Origin of the sequence: Paraburkholderia sp. EG304 (genome assembly GCF_046543485.1) — a bacterium.
Lineage (GTDB): Bacteria > Pseudomonadota > Gammaproteobacteria > Burkholderiales > Burkholderiaceae > Paraburkholderia > Paraburkholderia youngii.
On record NZ_JBKGUA010000022.1, the window covers coordinates 93,619 to 114,121 of the forward strand.

Consider the following 20,503-nt stretch of genomic DNA (forward strand, 5'->3'; position numbering starts at 1 on the left):
TTGTCGCGCCTGCTTACTTCAGGCTGATGGTCGTGTTGACACCCTCGTTGATCGTTGCGTCGTCGAACCAACGCGCCGTGACCGTCTTCGTCTGGGTGTAGAACTGAACCACTTGTTTGCCGTACGGGCCGAGATCGCCAAGCTTCGATCCGCGCGAGCCGGTGAAGCTGAAGTACGGCACGGGAACGGGAATCGGAATATTGATGCCGACCTGGCCGACATCGATTTCGCTTTGGAATTTCCGCGCCGCCGCGCCGCTCTGCGTGAAGAGACCCACGCCGTTGCCGAACGGGTTCTTGTTCACGAGCTTGATGGCCTCATCCAACGTGTCGACCGTCAGGACGACGAGCACGGGCCCGAAGATCTCGTTCGTATAGATCGTCATGTCCGTCTTGACGTCGGAGAAAATCGTAGGCCCGATGAAGTTCCCGTCCTCATACCCGGGGACCTTTACGTCTCGTCCATCGAGCAAAAGCGTCGCCCCTTCCTTCACGCCAGCCTCGATAAGATCGAGGATGCGTGCCTTCGCGGCGCGAGAAACGACGGGGCCGATATCCGTCTTCGGCTCCACCCCGGCATTAACCTTCAACGCCTTGGCCTTGGTGACAAGATCCGGGAGCCATTCCTTCGAGGAGCCCACGAGCACGACCACGGACGTGGCCATGCAGCGCTGACCGGCAGCGCCAAAACCGGCGCCAGCAAGCGCATTGAGTGTCTGCTCACGATTTGCGTCGGGGAGTACGACGGCGTGGTTTTTTGCACCCATCATCGATTGCACGCGCTTGCCGTGTTCGCTTGCAAGACGGTAAACGTGCGTTCCAACCGCGGTCGACCCAACAAACGACACCGCCTTGATGTCTTCATGCGTGCAAAGCGCGTCGACGACGTCCTTGCCGCCGTGGACAACGTTGAGCACCCCCTTCGGCACACCCGCTTCCAACGCGAGTTCCACGAGTGCCATAGTCGACAGTGGATCCTGCTCGGAGGGTTTCAGGACGAAGGTGTTGCCACAGACGATGGCCATCGGGAACATCCACAGTGGAATCATCGCGGGAAAATTGAAAGGCGTGATGCCCGCGCAGACACCGATCGGCTGACGCAAGGTGTACGTATCCACGCCACCCGCGACGTTCTCGGCGAACTCGCCCAGTTGCAGCGTGCCGACCGAGCAGGCATGTTCGACAACTTCCAACCCTCGGAAAACGTCCCCTTCCGCATCGGGTAGGGTCTTGCCCTGCTCCGCTGTCAAGATCTTCGCGACACGCGGCATATGCTCGCGAACGAGCGCTTGAAACTTCAGCATGATCCGCATGCGCGCGCCGATCGGCGTGCTTTTCCACGTCTCAAATGCCGCTTGAGCAGCACGAATTGCCGCGTCAACCTCCTCCGCCGTTGAGAACGGCACACGCGCGAGGACTTCTTGTGTAGCAGGGTTGACTACATCCCGCCACTGGGTGGTCGACGATTCGATCCATTCGCCGTTGATGAGTAGTTTGACCGTCTTTACCGATCGCGCGGCGGCCGCCGCCAGCGTTGCATTCATCTTTCTTTCTCCTGTCTCGTGAGTTTTCATTCAAACGTGCCGTGCGATGACCATCCGCTGGACTTCGCTCGTGCCTTCGTAAATTTGCGTGATGCGAGCATCACGGTAGTGGCGCTCAACGGCATAGTCCTGCAGGTAGCCATAGCCACCATGGATCTGGATCGCCTTGGAACAAATTTCTTCCGCGACTTCCGAGGAATATAGTTTTGCCTGTGACGCCTCGGATAGGCACGGCTTGCCTTCACTGCGTAGGCGCGCGGCATGGTGGACAAGCAGGCGCGCGGCGTTGAGCTTCGTCGCCATGTCGGCCAGCATATGACCAATCGCCTGGTGTTCCTTGAGCGGCTTCGCGAATTGCACGCGTTCGGCCGCGTACGTACGCGCCGCATCAAACGCCGCGCGCGCGATCCCAACCGCCTGCGCTGCAATGCCGATGCGACCGCCCTCGAGATTCGACAGGGCAATCTTCAATCCCTCGCCACGCGCACCGAGCAGATTCGATTCGGGTACTACGCAATCGTCGAACGTAATCGGACACGTATCGGACGCACGAATGCCAAGCTTGTGCTCCGGTGGTCCGACATTGAAGCCAGGCGTGTCTGTGGTTACGACGAACGCCGAAATACCCTTCTTCCCGAATTCGGGATCGGTCAGCGCGAAGACAATCGCGATGTCCGCACGCGAGCCATTAGTCACGAATTGCTTGCTGCCATTCAGTTTCCAGTGCCCATCCTCGAGCACGGCCCGGGTGCGAATGTTATGCGCCTCTGAGCCCGCATGAGGCTCTGTCAGGCAAAAGGCGCCGATCTTCCGCCCCGTCGCGAGATCCGCCAAATAGCGCTCTTTTTGGCTGTCGCTGCCGAAGTTCAGGATGGGGCCGCAGCCGACCGAGTTATGGACGCTCATCAGCGTGGCGCACGCGGCGCAACCTGCCGCGACTTCCTCGATCGCGAGTGCATATGCAACATAGTCCGTGTACGTGCCACCCCATTGCGCTGGAACGATCATGCCCAGCAGCCCGAGCTCGCCCATTTGCGTAACGATTTCGGCAGGAAGACGGCTGTCACGATCCCATTGCGCGGCACTGGGCGCGAGGCACTGCTGGGAGAAATCGCGCGCTGCGTCGCGTATCATTCTCTGCTCTTCGGAATAAAGCTCGTCCATGGGAAGTGTCACTTATTGAGTTCAGACGTTCGGCGGGCGCACCCGCTGATCACACGAGTCCCGGCATCACGCATGCGTGACCACCATCTACGGGCAAACAGACACCGGTTATGAAGCCCGCTTCGTCAGAAGCCAAGAAGACCGCTGCGTTGGCGATGTCCCACGGCGAACCGGGCCGCTTCATCGGCACCGCACGGCTGCGTGCGGCCACCATTTCCTCGACCGACGAGTACTGAGCGGAGATCTGCTTGTAGACGAGCGGCGTGTCGATCACGCCCGGCATGATTGCGTTGGCGCGGATGCCTTTGTCGGCATACTGCAGCGCGATGGCGACGGTAGCTTGGTTGACTGCCGCTTTCGATGCGTAATAGGCAAAGTATGAGTACCCGCTCCAGCGGATCGCCGCCAGCGACGAGACGTTGACGATGGCGCCGCTCCCTTGCGCCAGAAAGTGAGGCAACACGGCCCGCACGGTTCGGTGTACCGAACCGACGTTGATGTCCATCGTGCGCTGGAACGCCGCGTCGTCGAGCTCCAGCGGCCCGCCCGGAGATGCGACGCCAACGTTGTTATGCAGGATGTCGAGCCGTCCGAAGCGTTCGATGCCGACCTGAACCGCGCGATTTACCTGTTCCGTCTGCGTGACATCCGCAACCACGGCGATTGCCTGATGGCCTTCGGCGCGGATTACCTGCGCAGCCTGCTCCGCCGCTTCGGCTATTCGGTCCACACAGATCACAGCCGCGCCCTCGCGACCAAAGGCAACAGCCGTTGCTTTACCGTTGCTCCATTCGCCGGGCGGCCCACCTGCCCCGAACACGATGGCAACCTTGTCCTTGAGACGATCAACCAAGATTAAACTCCTGAAAATCTCGCTGCAGCATCGACGAAGCGATGTAGCAACGCAGCGATGTAGTAGTGCGCTCTACGCTTCGAGCATGCCCGCTACCACGAACCCGCCGTCGACGGCGAGCGTTTGACCTGTCACGTATGCCGCATCGTCGGTGGCAAAGAAAGCAACCGCGGCAGCGACCTCGTCCGGCATACCGTATCGCTTCATCGGAACCTGGCGCAGATATGCTTCACGCGCCGCTTGGGAATGGTTTCGCGCAAGCGCCGTTTCGATTGGGCCAGGCGCGACAGCGTTCACCGTAATGCCGTGGACGGCGAGTTCGACGGCCATTTGCCGCGTCAGTGCGATCAGCGCTGCCTTGGACGTGCCGTAGCCTGCCCGCCCGGCGCCCGCGCGTATTCCGCTGATCGAGGCGATGTTGATTATTCGCCCCCAGCCACGCGCCTTCATTCGCGCCACGGCATGCTGGGCCAGCGCAAGGGGCCCGGTCACGTTGATCTCGAAGGTGCGACGCCATGCGTCCACCGGCAACTGTTCGAAAGGCGTCAGGCTAGCGACACCCGCGTTGTTCACTAGGGCATCGCAACGCCCAAATTGCTCGTCGAGCTTCGCGAAGAAATCGGCGATCGCCTCGATATTGCCGACGTCAAGCGACATGGCGGTAGCCGCATTTCCTTCTTCCGCTATACCGGTAGCGACGGCCTGCGCCGCTTCCACGCTCAGGTCGGTAACGACCACATGCATTCCCGCACGAGCCAGGCGCCGTGCGATCGCACCACCGATCCCGCCGGCCGCGCCCGTGACGACTGCGATGCGCTCGTCAGTCTGAAGGCTAATGTTCATTTCGACCGTCACTCCTTGCATTTGCAAACTCGACGGGCTCGACCAACAGTTCGAACGTCACGAGAACGGGGTTCTCGCCTCGCTTGAGACATCCCTCGCTGAGGCCACCAAGGTGATCGACTAGAGACACGTGAACATTCGCGGCGAGTTCGCCTTCCTTCGTCGTGGCGACCTCCCCCTCGCGAACAAAGACTTCCGTCACGAAGGGAATGACCTCGCGGCCGTCGTCGAACGTAGCGCCGACGAGGCTCCCCACTCCGCCATGCACCCATGCGCGCGAGACTGCACGCTCCCGGCATTCGGCTTCGAGCGCACTGCAAAAGTCTTCGTTCGGACGGGTGGACATTGCAAACGGGCTGTTCCTCTGCCGGGAAAACGCGGGGTCCGCAACAGGCTCGAGCAGTGAGAAGCCGGTTTCCTGGCTAGGAACGACCTCGAAAGACGCCCCGTCGAGCAACCATATCGAGGCGTCGATCGGCTCGGAGATGACCGCGTCGTTCGGCAATACGTGCCCCCCCAACCGCTGGCCGCCGGCGTCATACCAGATGCCATGGCAATGAAGCCAAGGCTCACCATCGCGCTGCCCTAGGGTGACGCTCGCGCGTTCCAGCCGAACGGCCCCGCGCGGCTGATAGCGCTCGCTGAAATACACGGCATGCTCGGGCGTTGGAGACAGGGCCGGCATGCAGTAAGCAAAAGGATCAAAGCTTCCGCCGCGCAGCCGTGCGACGGCGCTTTTCGCATGGTTGGCCTCCAGCACCGAAGCCAAGGTTGCGAGTAGCGCATTGCCGGGAGGCAACTTGACGTCAATGCGCCGGATGGCGCAGTCCGCCGCGCAGCGCCGCCCATCAGCAACCGGCCCCGGATGCTCAATGTGGCGCATCGCTCGCCTCCTTTGCAATCACGAGTTCGACGGCACCGCCTCGCCGCGCGAGCTCATCCTTCACCAATCGCTTCGGCACCTTGCCGTAGCCTGATTTCGGCAGCTCGTTCCAGAAATACACGCGCTTGGGCACCTTGTAGCGTGCGATGCGCGTGGACATCCACTCCAGCAGTTGCTCCTCGGTCAGCGTCGCTCCCGGCCGAAGCACACACACCGCTACGCCGATTTCACCCCACTGCGGGTCCGGTAGACCCAGCACCGCAACCTCGGCCACATCGCCGTGCGTGAGAATCTTTTCTTCCAGCTCGCGCGGATAGATGTTCGATCCGCCGGAGATGTACATGTCCGAATGCCGCCCCGTGAGGTAAAGGTATCCGTCGCGATCCATGTACCCCAAATCGCCCGTTCGGAACCAACCGTTGCGGAATGCCTTTGCGTTCGCTGCGGGATCGTCGTAATAGCCCACGAAGACGGCCGGGCCGATCGCGCAGATTTCTCCCGTCTCGCCATAGGGAAGCTCATTGCCTTCGTCGTCCTGGACCGACACTTGAATCCCCGTGCGTTCGTAGCCGCATGTGCCGGCGCGGGTCGGGGCAGTGTCTCGATGATCTTGCGGCGGGAAGACACTGATGTTGCCCGTCACCTCTCCCAATCCGTAATACTGCGCGAGCACAGGCCCGAGCTTTTCGAGGGCGAGCTTCTTATCGACCTCATACATCGGCGCGCCCGCATAGATGACATAGCGCAGGCTCGAGTGGTCGTAGCTGTCGACGCTCGGATGCTCCACCAACATTTTTAGAATGGTCGGCACCGTAAACATGCTGCTGAGGCGGTACTGCTCGATCAATTGGAACGCCTGCTCCGCGGAGAACTTTTCCGACGGGAGCAGTACTGTCTTTGCGCCTCGCGAAGCAATAATCAACTGGTGGACGCCCGCTCCATGCGAAAGCGGCGCCACCACCAACCCGCCATCGTGACAATCCGTTCCCGGCATCATGTCGGCAAGATGGTTGTTGACCACGAACGCCATTTGACCGTGCGTGAGCACCGCGGCTTTCGGTTTGCCCGTCGTGCCGGACGTGAAAAGGAACCAGCAAGGGGTATCGCGATCCACGGCAGCATTCGGAACGCTACATCCCAATCGAGCCGCGATGAGATCGGACGCACGAGGGCCGTCATCTTGAGGCGGCTGCGCGCCGGTCATCCAAATCACCTGCGTCTCGGGCCGCGCGGCGCAAACAGCCGCGGCATACTCGGGAAAATCGCTTTGGCACAGGAACACGCGGGCTTTCGATTTGCTCGCGATATAGATCACCTCATCGGGCATCAGCCGAAAGTTCGTCGGCACCCAGGTCGCGCCGAGCCTGAACGTCGCGAACATCGACTCGAACATCTCGTTGCTGTTTTTCGAATGAACGAGGACGGTGCTTCCTGGGCCCACGCCCTGTTCCGCGAGCGCAGCCGCGAAGGCGCTCACGCGCGCATCGAATTCCGCCCACGTCCAAGACTTTTCGCCCCACACGAGAGCCACATGGTCAGCCAGCCTGCGCGCATTGTGGGTCGACCAGTAAGCCAGGTTCATCACGCGCGTGGACGTCGGCGTTTGGAAAACTTGGTTCATCGTGCCCGCTCCAAAATCGACACGTAGTTTGCGACGGCAGCGCCGCCCATGTTGAAAACGCCGGCCAGGCTGGCATCTTTCAATTGCATGTCTCCCGCTTCGCCGACAAGCTGCATCGCCGCCATGACGTGCTGCGAAACGCCGGTGGCGCCTAGCGGATGCCCTCGCGCCTTCAGGCCGCCCGAGACATTGACCGGAAGCTGTCCGTCCTTTCTGGTCACGCCTTCTGTGATGACCGTCCATCCCTGTCCGGCCGCCGCCAAACCCATCGCCTCGTATTCGATCATTTCGGCAGTCGTGAAGCAGTCATGCGTCTCGACGAGGCTCAGATCGCGAAGCGTTGCGCCTGCCGCCTTCAGCGCCTTCTGCCATGCGTGCCGCGCCCCTTCGAATGCCGTCGGATCACGGCGCGACAGCGGCAGAAAGTCGTTCACTTGAGTCCGCGCGCGAAAGCGGATTGCCCTGCGCAACGTGGCAGCCGTATCTTCGTCCGCGAGCACGACCGCGGCGGCGCCGTCGGACACCATCGAACAGTCGGTGCGGCGCAGAGGACCTGCCACGCGCGGGTTGCGATCGGACACTTCATTACAGAAATCGAACCCCAGGTCCTTGCGCACGTGCGCGTAAGGATTTGCCAGCGCATTCGCGTGGTTCTTCGCGGCGATCATCGCCAACTCTTCGCTGTGGTTCCCGTATTTGTCGAAATAAGCCTGCGTGATCCGGCCGAAGATCCCGGCGAAGCCATCCGGATTCTCTTCTTCCTTGCGATAGCAACCGCTCAGCAAGATTCCCGGGATCTCGCGCGACGAAACGGCCGTCATCTTTTCGGCGCCGATGACCAGCGCGATCCGCCCGCGACCGCTTTCGATAAAGTCCGCCGCGGTATAAATCGCGGCCGTTCCGGTTGCGCACGCGTTCTCCACATGCACCGCCGGCGTGAAACGCAAAGCGGGATTACCCAGCGAAACAAGACCGCCTTCGAATCCCTGCGGCGTCAATCCATTGTTGAACACACCGACCGTAACGACATCGACGTCCGATGCCGCGATATGCGCGTGATCCAATGCAGCGGCAGACACTCGGGTAATGAGCGACTCGACGTCGGGGTCATCGAGTTTGCCGAATTCCGTGTGGCCCCAGCCGACAATGACGGCACGTTTAGACATGGGTTCTTTCTCCTGAGGGATAAGTCAGCGATTGAGCAATTTCCGATGAGCGCTTGGCCGGCGCCCCGCGCTTCGCATCACTGGAAGCCGGCTCGAAACGTTGCATGCGCGCCTGCAGACGATCCTTTTCCGCGAGGAGGATCGCCGCCAGTTCTTGAATATGAGTCTCGGTAAAACGGCTCTCCACCCCGGCAATCGCAAGCGCGGCTGATGAGCCGCTGAGCGGGTCCCGTATGGCGACACCGATGGCATAGGAGCCTTTCACGATGAGCCCGGGATTGATCGAGTAACCGCGCTCGCGTGTTTCCTGCACTTGCCGCTTCAGAAGTTCTGGCGAAAGAGCCGGGTAGTGCGCGGCATACCGCTCGGCGTTAAATGCCAAAACATGCTCGACTTCCGCATCCGGCATGATCGAAAGGAGCGCCAAGCCCCCTGCGCCCACACCAATAGGATGGCGATCGCCGGGCTTCAATACGTGAGAGCGCAGCGGATAAGTCCCCTCTTCCCTTCCGAGGCAGACTGTCTCGTACCCGCGTCGAACGCTAAGCAGTGCGGCATCGCCACTGCGCGCCGCGATGCTGACGAGGCTTTCGGCAGCCAGGCGATGAATGCTGAAACGTTCTGAAGCGAGCATTCCCAAGGCGTATGTCTCAGCGCCGGCGTAATAGCGTCGATCTTCGTCGTTCTGTTCCACCAACCCGTTATCGATTAAGGCGAGCAGCAGTCGCCGCGTGGTCGGCTTCGTGAGCCCCGTCCTCTTAACCAGTTCCGAAAGCCCAACACCATCGGCTCGCGAGCCGGCAACGAGTTGCAACACGTGCATGGCGCGGTCCAACGTCTGGCTGGCGGCGACACCCGCGATGCGCCCTTCGTCCTTTTGATTAACCGACACCGATTTGTCTCCATGGTCCAATATGCGGACCTAGTTGCATGGTGAAAACCTTGATTTGACAGCGCCAGTTTAGGTGCTAAAAAGTAGATACACAAATCAGTAGAGATACTCGGTCCGTATATCGGACCACCTTTTAAAAGACTGGTCCGCCTAGTGGACCTAAGGAGACAACTGCATGAACGGAATCGATCGCCGCAGTTTCATGAAGACGGTTGCCATCGCATCGACCGCGGCAGTCACAGGGCTGTATCGCTTGCCGTCATATGCCGCCGAATTCACGCTGAAGTACGCGAACAACCTGCCGACGACGCACCCCTTGAACGTGCGCGCGCAGGAAATGGCAAAGAGGATCGCCGAGCAGTCGAAAGGACGCATCGATCTGCAGATCTACCCGAACAACCAGCTCGGATCGGACAGCGATATGCTCGCGCAGCTCCGTTCAGGCGCGATCGACTATTTCACGCTCTCGCCGCTCATTCTCGGCACGCTCGTGCCGGCCGCCCAGGTCAGTGGGATCGGGTTCGCCTTCAAGAATTACGACGAGGTGTGGGCCGCCATGGACGGCGCCTTAGGCGAACACGTGCGTGCGGAAATCGCCAAGACCAGCGTATTCGCGTTTGAAAAGATTTTCGACAACGGCTATCGGCAAACCACGTCCAGCACACACCCCATCGCGAAACCCGAGGACTTCAAAGGCTTCAAGATCCGGGTGCCGAACAGCCCACTATGGACCTCGATGTTCAGAGCATTCGGCGCGTCGCCCACGACAATCAACTGGTCCGAGGCGTACTCGGCGCTGCAGACCCATATCGTCGATGGCCAGGAGAACCCTCTCGCGATCATCTCGACGGCGAAGATTTACGAGGTGCAGAAGTATTGCTCGATGACCAACCACATGTGGGACGGCTTCTGGCTCCTCGCCAACAAGGCATCGTTTGAAAAACTACCGAAGGACCTGAAGGAAATCGTGCGAACAAACGTGAACGAAGCCGCGCTCAAGCAGCGCGAGGACGTGCGAAAGGTCAACGATTCCGTAATGGCAGACTTGAAGGTTAAGGGCATGCAGTTCAACGACGTCTCGACAGCCGGGTTCCGCGACAAGCTTCGCAGTGCAGGCTTCTACGAGGATTGGCACAAGAAGTTCGGGTCGGACGCGTGGGCCCTACTCGAGAAATACACCGGGAGGCTGGCGTAAATGACTGTCATGACTATGCCTGCAGCGTCCGGACACCCGTTAGCGCGCGCATTCGGCCTCATCAATCGCACTGTGATGCGGTTAACCGAGGCAACAGCGGTGCTCCTGCTAGTCACTGAGACCGCAATCCTCCTAGCGGGTGTCGTTTCGCGATACATGCTCGACAACCCGTTGTCCTGGTCGGACGAACTCGCGTCCATGCTGTTCATCTGGCTCTCGATGCTGGGCGCGGTCCTCGCGCTCGATCGCGGTGAACACATGCGGCTCTCGGCTGTCGTCAATCGATTGCCGTCCAACTGGCGCGGCTGGTTCGAGACGATGTCGGCCCTCGTTGTTTGCGTGTTCGTCGCGTTCATCATTCTGCCGGCTTGGCAGCACGCGGCCGAGCAGATGCCGATCACGACACCCGCGCTCTCGCTGCCCGACGGCTGGCGCGCCGCCGCCCTCCCGGTCGGCATCGTGCTCATGTTCGTCGCGGCCGTGGCGCGGATGGCGCAACGTACGACGCTGCGCCAGTTCGTAACGGGCCTCGCGGTGTTGCTCGCGATCGGTGGCCTGTTGTGGCTCGGTCGGTCCGCCTTGACCGACATGGGCAACTACAATCTCGTCGTCTTCTTCGTCGTGCTCGTCGGGTTCTGCGTGCTCGGCGGAATTCCGATTGCGTTTGCGTTCGGCACGGCGACGTTCGCCTACCTGGCGCTCACCACGCACGCACCGCTGCTCATCGTCGTGAGCCGGATGGACGAAGGCATGTCGGGTCTCGTCCTGCTTGCCGTGCCGCTGTTCGTGCTGTTGGGCGGGTTGATCGAATTGAGCGGCCTGGCCCGCAGCTTGATCGACTTCATGGCGGCGCTCCTCGGCCACGTGCGCGGCGGTCTGCAATACGTGCTGCTAGGCGCGATGTTCCTCGTATCCGGCATTTCCGGGTCCAAGGCAGCCGACATGGCGGCCGTCGCGCCGGCCTTGTTCCCGGAGATGAAGCGGCATGGTTCTAAGCCTGAAGACTTGGTTGCGTTACTCGCAGCCACCGGGGCGATGACGGAGACGATCCCGCCAAGCCTCGTGATGATCACCATCGGTGCGGTCTGCAGTGTGTCGATCTCCGCGCTGTTCGTGGGTGGCCTTCTGCCCGCTTGCGTCGCCACGCTCGCCATCGTCGCCGTGTGCTTCGTACGCACGCGCAAGGAACCCAGACCTACCGCACGGCGCGCGTCGTTCGGTGAAATCGCGCGCAAGCTCGTCGTGGCCCTGCCCGCTCTTGCGCTGCCGCTGCTCATTCGTACCGCGGTCATCGAAGGCGTCGCGACCGCGACGGAGGTATCGACGGTCGGCATCCTCTATACGGTCGTGGTTGGACTCATCTTGAACTTGTTTCACAAGCAGATTGATTTCCGACGGGTCTATCCGATGCTTGTCGACTCAGCTGCGTTATCGGGCGCCATTTTGCTCATCATCGGCATGGCCACGGCGATGGCCTGGGCGCTGACGCAATCGGGCTTCTCGGCACAGTTGGTCGCGGTCGTGCAGTCGATGCCCGGCGGCGCCACAGGCTTCTTATTTGCTTCGATGGCGGTGTTCATCGTGCTCGGCAGCGTGCTCGAAGGCATCCCCGCGATCGTGCTGTTCGGACCGTTGTTGTTTCCGGTGGCGCGGGCCCTCGGCATCAATGACGTCCACTATGCGATGGTCGTGGTGTTGTCGATGGGCGTGGGTCTCTTTGCGCCGCCGTTGGGCGTCGGCTTCTACACCGCGTGCGCGATCGGAAAAGTACAACCCGAGTCGGCGATGAATCGGATCTGGGCTTACATGGCCGCGCTCGTCATTGCACTGGTCGTGGTCGTGCTCGTACCATGGATCTCGGTTGGCTTCATTCACTAGCGGCCATGCCTCGCGAAGGGGCATCGCCCGCGATATCCGCAACATGAAAATAGTTCGGCAAGGAGCGTTGAATGGATGTGAAGTCGAAGGTATTTGATTACATCAAAAAGAAGCACCGCGTGAAACCCGACTACCCGTGGGATCGTTACCCGTCGTACGCCGTCTTCCGGCATCTCGACGACGAAAAGTGGTTTTGCTTGTTGATGAATGTGCCGCGCTCGAAGCTCGGCCTAGCGGGAGACGGGGAGGTCGACGTGATCGACGTGAAGGCGCGGGTAGAACTCGTCGGGGCGTTGCGCAAGCGCCCCGGCTTCTTGCCGGCCTACCACATGAACAAGGAGCATTGGGTCACCGTTGTCCTCGATGGGTCGGTTCCCGAGCACGACGTATTCGACGTCATCGACGACAGCTTCGAATTGACGAAGAATGGGTAAAGCCACTCCATCTGCAGCGCGACGGAAAAGTGGAACCGGGCCGCTTGCTGACGCAGTGCCGGGCAAGCGGCCGATCGCAGGTGCCGATCGTTGTCAAACCTCGCCCTGTCCACGGTGCGCGAACCGTTTTCGCACCGCTGCGTACTCGATGGGGTTATGTTGTTGGAGCTGCTGGTAATAGCCGCGACGGCTGATCTGATAGATGCCTTGGCGCTTGAGATCGGCAAGCGACTCTGCCATTTTGAGTGCGCAGGTATTCGGATTCAATACTGCGCGATTGCGCTCCTCCCCAGTTTGCAAGATCAATTTTTCGTAGCTTGCGGAGATGATCGTACAGCCGAGAATGGCCGTTTCGGAGCCTTTGTTCATCATCGCAGACGCTGCTGCGCTCATCGCATCCCTGGCAACGCCGTCGGTATCTTTGATCATGTCGGTGATAAACCAGTTGATACACGAAACGTCGAGACAATTCGCCTGCTGGCCATATAGCCGAACAAGGTCTCGAAGGTAGGGCACGGCTTTGTGGTGGTCGGTGACGACGACGTAGTCGTGGCCAAAGTACGGTGCGAAATACATCGCCGCTTCAAGTGGTCCAATGACCGGTATGTCCACAAGCTCACGGGCAACTCTCACCCCCGGGTCATAGCAGCACCCGACGATGACAGCATCGAATCGCTCCCGCTCGGCCTTGATCACCTCTTCGAAAATGGCCTCTTCGATGAGATGCTTGTTGTAGTAGTAATCGATGTTTTCGGGGCAATTGCTCGTATTCGCGACGACAAGCTGCGTCCCCTCTCGCAAATATGGAGCCATCGTCTCGCTGATCAACCCGTTGTATTGATCTGTACCGAACGGGTTGATGAATTTGATCACAACAGTCATCTCGCCTCTCGTTTCTTCATGGACTGCGCCGCCCCGCACACATAGGCGCGGCGACTTGCCAGATAGCGCCGCTTTTCTCGTTCAATTGATCAGGCGCGCTGGCCCGACGTCGGCGCTGCGCGCATCCAGCCCATACGATTTGAGGATTTCAGCGATCGCACCGTTTTTGCGCAGCGTAGCGATATCCGCATCGAGCGCCTCCCCGAGCTGAACACTGCTCTTCGGATACAGAAATACGATCTGTGCCGGCTCAACGGAGGAGCGAATCTTCGGATCAGGATCGGCGACCTTGATCTTGATGCCGGGATACCCGCCCTTCTTCTGCGCGTATATGCCCGCACCTGGGCTGTCCACGCCGGAATCCACTCGCCCGGTCGCGAGATCTTGTTCGAGGGCCACCGGTGTCGGGTAAAGCTTCAGGTCGTCGCCGTACATCTGCTGCAGATCGCCAACCCAGTTGTAGCCTTGGACTGTTCCGACTGTCTTGCCCCTCAGTTGAGAGAATTTCGTGAAACCCTCTTTGGAGAAGATGCCAGCCTGATCGAGATATACCGGGGCGGTGAGCCCGAGGACCTTCGCTCGCTCCGCCGTGGCATACCAGTTTCCGGCGCTCATGTCGGCCTTGCCGGTCGTCACGTACTGAATTTCCGCCGCGGTATCAACTTGCAGAGCATGGATCTTCAAGCATTCCATGTCGCCGATCCGTTTGAGAATGTCGCCCTCGACGCCTGACATGGAGCCGTCTTTACCAGGAATGTTGTAGGGCGGAAGCATCATCGTCGATACGGTCAAAGTGCCGGGCACCACTGTCTTCATTGGGTGTGCGGGTTTGCAATCCGCATAGGCGTTGCTGGAAACACCGAACATACCCAATGCAATCGCAGCCGTACCGTAGAGAATGTGTTGTGCGAGCTTCATCTGACTATTTCCCGTCGAGCGCGTTGTGAAAAAAGAGTGATCGTTTCGTTTCGAGGTGCCCCGTATTGATGCCCATACCGGCCCCATGCACCCTCGCGCCGGTATTGCTCACGTCTCGTGCCTTGAAAGCCTCCGTTCCAGCGATGACACGAACAACGTCGACGGCACGCAGATGGAGGCATACAGCAGCGCCGTCAACATGAGGACGGGCATATACAGGAATGTCCCGGTGCCGATTTGATTGGCGCGTGTCACCAGTTCGGGAAGCGCTATCGTGAAGCAGAGCGAGGTCGCCTGCAGCATGACCAAGGCGAAGCCCAGCAAGGGCGGCAAAGAAACACGAAAAGCCTGTGGTAGTACGATCAACCTGAGCGTGTCGATCTCTTTCAGCCCGATCGTGTAGGCGGCCTCGCGTTGCCCGTGGGGGACCGAGAGCAGGCCCGCCCGCATGATTTCACTGGTGTAGGCGGCCGTACACCACGCCAGAGCCAAGACAGACGACACGAACGATGACAGCGTGATATGCAGCGCCGGCAGCCCGAAGTAGAAGAACTGCAGCAGGATGAGCGCGGGAGCGCCCCGCCCTAGTTCCACGAGAACCACCGTAACGTGGCGAACGGCCTTGTCGGTCGCGCCCACGCCCAGCGCAAACAGCAAGCCCAGTGGTATGCCGATCGCCATGCAGGAAACGGTCACCTCCAGGCTGGTGAGCAATCCGGACAAGAGACTCGGCAACCATTGCGCCCACAAGCTCACGAGTGCGGTCATCGCGAAATCCTTTCTCTGAGTCGCCGATCGAATCCGCGCGTGAGATACGCAATTGCGACACTGATCAAGAAATACACGAGCCCGTAGATGGCGTAGACCTCGATGCCGCGAAACGTTTCTTGCGATACGCGGTAGGCGGAGAACGCCAGATCATGCACACCGATCGTCGAGGCAACGGCCGTGTCCTTCAATAGGCCGATGACATAGCTGGCCATCGTGGGAAGCACGAGCCGAAATATCTGCGGGATCAGCACATCGCTGTACTGCCTGTGCGCCGGCAACCCGAGCGCCCGCGCCGCTTCGAATTGGCCGATCGGCACCGCCTTGATGGCCCCACGATAGATTTCAGCGATATTCGCCGCCGTGATGAGGCCAAGCCCAATGACCGCTGAAGCGAACGGGCTCAGTGAAACGAAATCGCTTCCGAGCCCAAAGAAGATGATGAAGAGCCAAACGATCGGCGGAATCGATCTGAAAGTCAGGATGAGCGCCACCGCGCCGTGTCTAACCAGCGGATGACGGGCGATGCGCAGCCTGCATAGCGGTACGGCCAACAACGCACCCATCACGAACGACGTGACCGTGAGCGCAATCGTCCACGGCAGCGCCGCTATGATCTCTCCAAAGATCTGCATGACTAGAGCCGACATCATCGATCCCTTACCGCCGACAAGAAACGCTGGACGCGCTCCGTCTTCGGGTTCGCCATGACGTCCGCGCTCAGCCCCTCCTCCAGCACGACACCATCGGCCATCACGATCACACGATCTGACACGCTCTCTGCAAAGCGCATTTCATGGGTCACGACCATCATCGTCATACCGTCGTCAGCCAGCTCCCGCATCACCGCGAGCACCTCGAGACCCACCTCCGGATCCAGCGCCGATGTCGGCTCATCGAACAACATGATTTTCGGGTCGAGGGCTAAGGCGCGCGCGATTGCGATTCGTTGTTGCTGCCCGCCTGAGCACCGAGCGGGGTATTGGCCAGCTTTGTCGGCCAACCGCACCCGGGTAAGCAACTCGATCGAGCGAGCGTTCGCCTCTTCGCTGGAACGACCGAGCACTCGACGTTGCGCGAGACTGACGTTCTCAAGGACGGTCATGTGTGGGAAGAGATTGAACGACTGAAATACCATCCCCAACGACCTGCGAAAATGCGCGAGCTTCGCCGCGCCCGGAGGCGTGCCGGCCACAATTTGCACGCCGTCGACCGTCACCGACCCAGACGTGGGCGGTTCGAGCTGGTTGATACACCGCAGCAGCGTGCTCTTCCCCGAGCCACTTGGGCCGATGATTGCGACGACTTCGCCCGCGGCAATCTCGAGGCTGATATCGTGCAGCACGCGATGATCGCCATATGCCTTCCCGACGTGATCGAGCGTGACCAGATGTGACTTCGTGCTCGTTGAGGCTCGGCGAGCAGTTGTGGGTTCCGAGAGATCGCTCATTGCGGACGTTTCCGTCAATCGATTAGCGAGACCGTCGTTCGGCATCAGACGGTCCAACCGGCCTGGCCATGAACAAGGCGCGTCGCGCTCTGGTAGGTCACCGTCTTTTCGATTTGACTCATTGGAATTAAAATTCGACTACGAAGTCAGTATGCACTGGCGGGCGTGGCGCGTCAAAATTGTTTTTGATCTCGGCCGGGAAAATACCTAGGAGCCCTCCGGCGCTGAAGAAGGACCCGCTTACCAGGTCAGAGATCCGGCACGCTACGACGTGGACGCCTGCCGGAAGATGCAGCCCAGTATCGATCGAGCGCTGCGGCCGCCTCTGCTGTTGCGGCCTGCGTTGCTGCATCTTCTTCATGACCGCGTCGGATGAATGTCCGATTCGATTCGCCTCGGGGCACGTACGTCCCATCGATCATGCCTTCAAGCATGATCCATAACGACTGAAGGTGAGCCACCGTCGATGTGGGCACACAAGAATTCAGGTTGGAGTTGCGGAGCGCAATCATGATCCATGACCTGCAATCGTCCAAACAGCGCCATCGTTCATAGGTATCGCGTCTTCCTATGACGCGTTCGACAGTGATGGCTGGCCGCAGTGCTTGCTTGGCCTCGCTCAGCCTCTGATTCAAGACATGCAAACGTAGGTATGCGTGGGCAAGTCCCGCGTCGCCACCACCAGCGAGCGCCTCGACAACCTCCTTCAATGCATTGAGCGCCGCGCGCTCAGCCGGCGACGCCTCGCTCGCCGCTCGCACCGGAAACACCGCTGTTGCGACGAGCACGGCGGCCAACACGCCAATGATGGTTTCCTCGAAACGCATGAGGAGAATCTGCGTCTCAGAGAAGCCGAGCGAGGCGTACAGCAAGCCCACGAAAATCGTGGCGAAAAGCACCCCAATCCCGTAGTTGACAGGCAGATAGAAATGCAACGCGAAAATCACAACAAAGATTGCTGCACACGCCAACAGCATGTTTCCGCCGATAAGCCAGCCTATCAACAATCCAATTATTAGCCCCGTAACAGTGCCGGCAAGCCGGAGAAAACTTCGATGGATCGTTGTAGTGTTGGAGCGGGCAAGAACGGCATTTGCCGTCACAACGGCCCAGTACCAACGCCCAGGAACGATCCATTCAGCAAGTGACAACGCCATGGTAATGGCGGCCGTGACTTGGATCGCTGGCCGCCAAGCAAGCACGCCGATGGAAATAGGCATCTTGTGGGCCGAAACGATTGGTCGGATTTCCATCTTGTCCGCGATTGTACGCAGCGTTGACAGGGCGTCATCGAGCACTGCAATGCGTGCGGAGATCTCATCGTGGAGTTGCGTATCGGGGCCGCTCTGACGTGCGGCCGAGATAGACGCTTCCCTTACGATTTGCACTTCTACGTGGGCTCGCGCCAAGGCATAAAAAAAGGCATCGGAGTGGGCAAGGCTTTGCCCGCTAAGCTCGCTCTCGATCACTGCTATAGACCGTCCTAGTCGATCGTAGGCTCTCTGGTCGGCTTTGTTGTACACATCGTCTCCTGACGATCGCCTCAGGGCGTTGTGGCGGATTCGCGCTGCATTCCATTGAAAGTCGGATAGGGCGCTACGCAGGACGCGGGCGGATGAGTGAGGCAGGAACAGAATGCAGATAACGAACGTTATCCCAGCGCCGATAGCAATCGACGCCATTTGAAATCGCACAGCTGCAATCGAAGGACTCGAGTAGAGTTCAACACAGGTGACAACGAACCACATGACTGTTATGCCCGAGGCCCGTCGCAAGCAATCTTGGACTAACGTACCGAGAAACATGCCGACACAAAGGTAGAGAGCCCCTAACCAAGACGGCCAGTCCCTGAGCAGTGAGACGATGATGACGGTCGCAGCGATCGTTGCGCTCGATGCGAACAACATTTCCAATTGGCCGCGAAATCGCGTCTCGCGTGCGAGCACGACCCACAGGAATGAAATCAGGAATCCCGGCGCAGCAAGCGCAATGGCTTGCTCGGATCGAACGGCGAACTGGTAAAGCACGAGGCCGGTGACCAGCGAAGCGACGACTGCTCTGATCGCGTTGAACAGCCGGATTCGGCCGGGGTCGTGCCCCAAGTCGGCAGCGAGGTCTCGGGCAACGCCGTTGAGATTCCAAGACCGCCATGCTGACGACGATGGGTTCGACATTTGACTCGACGAAAATTTGAGACGCGTCGCATCACACAGCGCAACATCGCCGTGAACACGGAGTTTCGGACGCTGGCGTTGACCGGTTAGCCTTGCAATAAAACCGATAAGGACTAAAATTAGACCGTCTGGTCAGTATGCCCTCGATGGCGCGGTGCGTCAAAATTGTTGTCCGTGCCGTCGAAGAAGCGCCACGCAGTTAGCCAACACTGGCGGGCGAGCAGTTGACTGACGTCCGGGGGCCGAGCACACATCGATGTCGCCGCTCTGCCGGACGACATCTTCGCGGAAGCGATCATAGGAGCGCACATGGCAGCAAACGTGAAACAGATCGGCGACACACTCATGGCGCTGGAACGCTCTCTCAATGAGCGATGGAGTTCTGGCGACAACAGCGGCTACCTGGAGAACTACCATGAGGACATCAGCTATTTCGACCCGGTAACAGAAACGTTGCTTGTCGGTCGGTCCACGGTCGTGGCACACATTTCGAAGATCTACAGCAACCCGCACATCGTGCGGTGCGAGTATCTCAATCCGCACATAATCGTCAGTGATGCGGGCGACCTGGCGGTGCTGAGCTACAACCTCAACACCTTTGTGACCGATGAGTGGGGCGGCGAAAAGTTGCTGAGGGCATGGAATTCGACCGAGGTTTACCGCCTGGTCGATAAGCAATGGCGCATCGTGCATTCGAACTGGGCGCTGACGAAGTCTTTCGCCGGTGCCGTCGCATCCTGAGCGGCAGATCAACGCCGCCCGCCGTGACATCGAGATCGGCGGCGCGGCGCTGATTCTCAGTTGCGGCTTTTGTCGACCAATTTGTTGGCTTTGATCCAAGGCATCATCGCGCGCAGCTGCTCCCCCACCGTCTCGATCTGGTGCTCCGCGTTCAAGCGACGGCGGCTGATCAAGGTGGGGGCGCCGCTGGCGGACTCCAGTACGAAGCTTTTGGCGTACTCGCCGGTCTGGATATCGCGAAGCACCTTCTTCATCGTGGACTTGGTTTCCTCGGTGACGATGCGCGGGCCGGTGACATATTCGCCATACTCTGCGTTGTTCGAGATCGAGTAGTTCATGTTGGCGATGCCGCCTTCGTAGATTAGGTCGACGATCAGCTTCAGTTCGTGCAGGCACTCGAAGTACGCCATCTGGGGCGCGTAACCTGCCTCCACCAGCGTCTCGAAACCGGCCTTGATCAACTCCACGGCGCCGCCGCACAGCACCGCCTGCTCGCCAAACAAGTCGGTCTCGGTTTCCTCGCGGAAGTTGGTCTCGATGATGCCGGCTCTGCCACCGCCGTTAGCGATCGCATACGACAGGGCCAAGTCGCGAGCCTTGCCGCTCTTGTCTTGATACACAGCCACAAGGTGGGGCACGCCGCCTCCTTGCGTGTACGTGCTACGTACGGTATGGCCCGGAGCCTTAGGGGCGACCATCCACACATCGAGGTCGGCGCGCGGCTGCACGAAGCCGTAATGCACGTTGAAGCCGTGCGCAAAAACGAGCGAGGCGCCTTCCTTGATGTGGGGCGCGACGTCGTTCTTATAGACGTTGGCGATCTGCTCGTCAGGCAGCAGGATCATGACGACGTCGGCTTGCTTCACGGCGTCGACTACTTCCGCAACCTTCAGGCCGGCCTTCTCTACCTTGGGCCAGGACGCGCCACCCTTGCGCAACCCCACCACGATGTTCACACCGCTATCGCTCAAGTTCTGCGCGTGTGCGTGGCCTTGCGAGCCATAGCCGATGATCGCAACGGTCTTGCTTTTGATGAGGCGCAGATCGCCGTCTTTGTCGTAAAAGACTTTCATGAATATTCCTTTCGGATGGTTGCCG

At 59.8% G+C, this 20,503-nt stretch carries 19 protein-coding genes; 4 read left to right on the forward strand and 15 right to left on the reverse strand.

The features are described 5' to 3' along the window. Nucleotides 1–13 precede the first annotated feature (13 nt). The 8 genes from ACLFKU_RS24890 to ACLFKU_RS24925 form a co-directional block, all read right to left on the reverse strand. The gene (locus ACLFKU_RS24890; protein WP_410850828.1) at nt 14–1,543 is read right to left on the reverse strand and encodes a CoA-acylating methylmalonate-semialdehyde dehydrogenase; all 1,530 of its coding nucleotides are present in this window, start codon (nt 1,541–1,543) and stop codon (nt 14–16) included. A 30-nt stretch (nt 1,544–1,573) separates the two neighbouring features. After that, the gene (locus ACLFKU_RS24895; RefSeq protein WP_410850829.1) at nt 1,574–2,707 is read right to left on the reverse strand and encodes an acyl-CoA dehydrogenase; all 1,134 of its coding nucleotides are present in this window, start codon (nt 2,705–2,707) and stop codon (nt 1,574–1,576) included. Nucleotides 2,708–2,756: 49 nt separating this feature from the next. Beyond that, on the reverse strand, nt 2,757–3,560 hold the full coding sequence (locus ACLFKU_RS24900; RefSeq protein WP_410850830.1) for an SDR family NAD(P)-dependent oxidoreductase: 804 nt from the start codon (nt 3,558–3,560) through the stop codon (nt 2,757–2,759). 72 nt (nt 3,561–3,632) lie between these two features. Continuing rightward, entirely contained in the window at nt 3,633–4,415 is a 783-nt protein-coding gene (locus tag ACLFKU_RS24905) for an SDR family NAD(P)-dependent oxidoreductase (protein WP_410850831.1), read from the reverse strand. Then, on the reverse strand, nt 4,393–5,286 hold the full coding sequence (locus tag ACLFKU_RS24910) for a PCC domain-containing protein (protein WP_410850832.1): 894 nt from the start codon (nt 5,284–5,286) through the stop codon (nt 4,393–4,395). Before ACLFKU_RS24910 ends, ACLFKU_RS24905 begins: the two co-directional genes overlap by 23 nt. Further along, nucleotides 5,273–6,907, reverse strand: coding sequence for an acyl-CoA synthetase (locus ACLFKU_RS24915; RefSeq protein WP_410850833.1), 1,635 nt, complete (start codon nt 6,905–6,907; stop codon nt 5,273–5,275). Before ACLFKU_RS24915 ends, ACLFKU_RS24910 begins: the two co-directional genes overlap by 14 nt. After that, complete coding sequence (locus ACLFKU_RS24920) at nt 6,904–8,073, reverse strand: acetyl-CoA acetyltransferase (RefSeq protein ID WP_410850834.1); 1,170 nt, start codon at nt 8,071–8,073, stop codon at nt 6,904–6,906. The genes ACLFKU_RS24915 and ACLFKU_RS24920 overlap by 4 nt, the downstream gene beginning before the upstream one ends. Then, nucleotides 8,066–8,965, reverse strand: a complete 900-nt coding sequence (locus ACLFKU_RS24925; protein ID WP_410850835.1) for an IclR family transcriptional regulator — start codon at nt 8,963–8,965, stop codon at nt 8,066–8,068. Before ACLFKU_RS24925 ends, ACLFKU_RS24920 begins: the two co-directional genes overlap by 8 nt. A 175-nt stretch (nt 8,966–9,140) precedes the next feature. On the opposite strand from ACLFKU_RS24925, the gene ACLFKU_RS24930 reads away from it, so the two are divergent. The 3 genes from ACLFKU_RS24930 to ACLFKU_RS24940 all read left to right on the forward strand — a co-directional run bounded on the left by ACLFKU_RS24930 (nt 9,141) and on the right by ACLFKU_RS24940 (nt 12,472). Further along, on the forward strand, nt 9,141–10,160 hold the full coding sequence (locus ACLFKU_RS24930; protein ID WP_410850836.1) for a TRAP transporter substrate-binding protein: 1,020 nt from the start codon (nt 9,141–9,143) through the stop codon (nt 10,158–10,160). Then, nucleotides 10,161–12,038 (forward strand): TRAP transporter large permease subunit, encoded by a 1,878-nt coding sequence (locus ACLFKU_RS24935; RefSeq protein WP_410850837.1) that lies wholly within the window; start codon nt 10,161–10,163, stop codon nt 12,036–12,038. A 71-nt stretch (nt 12,039–12,109) separates the two neighbouring features. Continuing rightward, nucleotides 12,110–12,472 (forward strand): MmcQ/YjbR family DNA-binding protein, encoded by a 363-nt coding sequence (locus ACLFKU_RS24940; RefSeq protein ID WP_410850838.1) that lies wholly within the window; start codon nt 12,110–12,112, stop codon nt 12,470–12,472. Nucleotides 12,473–12,565: 93 nt separating this feature from the next. Here ACLFKU_RS24940 and ACLFKU_RS24945 read toward each other — a convergent pair whose 3' ends face one another. The 6 genes from ACLFKU_RS24945 to ACLFKU_RS24970 form a co-directional block, all read right to left on the reverse strand. Beyond that, on the reverse strand, nt 12,566–13,354 hold the full coding sequence (locus ACLFKU_RS24945) for an aspartate/glutamate racemase family protein (protein ID WP_410850839.1): 789 nt from the start codon (nt 13,352–13,354) through the stop codon (nt 12,566–12,568). 81 nt (nt 13,355–13,435) lie between these two features. After that, complete coding sequence (locus tag ACLFKU_RS24950) at nt 13,436–14,272, reverse strand: substrate-binding periplasmic protein (RefSeq protein ID WP_410850840.1); 837 nt, start codon at nt 14,270–14,272, stop codon at nt 13,436–13,438. 108 nt (nt 14,273–14,380) lie between these two features. Beyond that, nucleotides 14,381–15,040: an amino acid ABC transporter permease gene (locus ACLFKU_RS24955; RefSeq protein WP_410850841.1), complete on the reverse strand. Its 660-nt coding sequence runs from the start codon at nt 15,038–15,040 to the stop codon at nt 14,381–14,383. Further along, nucleotides 15,037–15,693 carry an amino acid ABC transporter permease gene (locus ACLFKU_RS24960; RefSeq protein ID WP_410850842.1) on the reverse strand — a complete coding sequence of 219 codons (657 nt, stop codon included), beginning with the start codon at nt 15,691–15,693 and terminating at the stop codon, nt 15,037–15,039. Before ACLFKU_RS24960 ends, ACLFKU_RS24955 begins: the two co-directional genes overlap by 4 nt. Beyond that, nucleotides 15,690–16,490 (reverse strand): amino acid ABC transporter ATP-binding protein, encoded by an 801-nt coding sequence (locus ACLFKU_RS24965; RefSeq protein WP_410850843.1) that lies wholly within the window; start codon nt 16,488–16,490, stop codon nt 15,690–15,692. Before ACLFKU_RS24965 ends, ACLFKU_RS24960 begins: the two co-directional genes overlap by 4 nt. A gap of 248 nt (nt 16,491–16,738) precedes the next feature. Further along, on the reverse strand, nt 16,739–18,664 hold the full coding sequence (locus ACLFKU_RS24970) for an FUSC family protein (protein WP_410850844.1): 1,926 nt from the start codon (nt 18,662–18,664) through the stop codon (nt 16,739–16,741). A gap of 309 nt (nt 18,665–18,973) precedes the next feature. Here ACLFKU_RS24970 and ACLFKU_RS24975 point away from each other — a divergent pair, with 309 nt between their 5' ends. Further along, nucleotides 18,974–19,405, forward strand: a complete 432-nt coding sequence (locus ACLFKU_RS24975; protein ID WP_410850845.1) for a YybH family protein — start codon at nt 18,974–18,976, stop codon at nt 19,403–19,405. A 56-nt stretch (nt 19,406–19,461) separates the two neighbouring features. Here ACLFKU_RS24975 and ilvC read toward each other — a convergent pair whose 3' ends face one another. Continuing rightward, entirely contained in the window at nt 19,462–20,478 is a 1,017-nt protein-coding gene (ilvC, locus tag ACLFKU_RS24980) for a ketol-acid reductoisomerase (RefSeq protein ID WP_410850846.1), read from the reverse strand. Between the last annotated feature and the right edge of the window lie 25 nt (nt 20,479–20,503).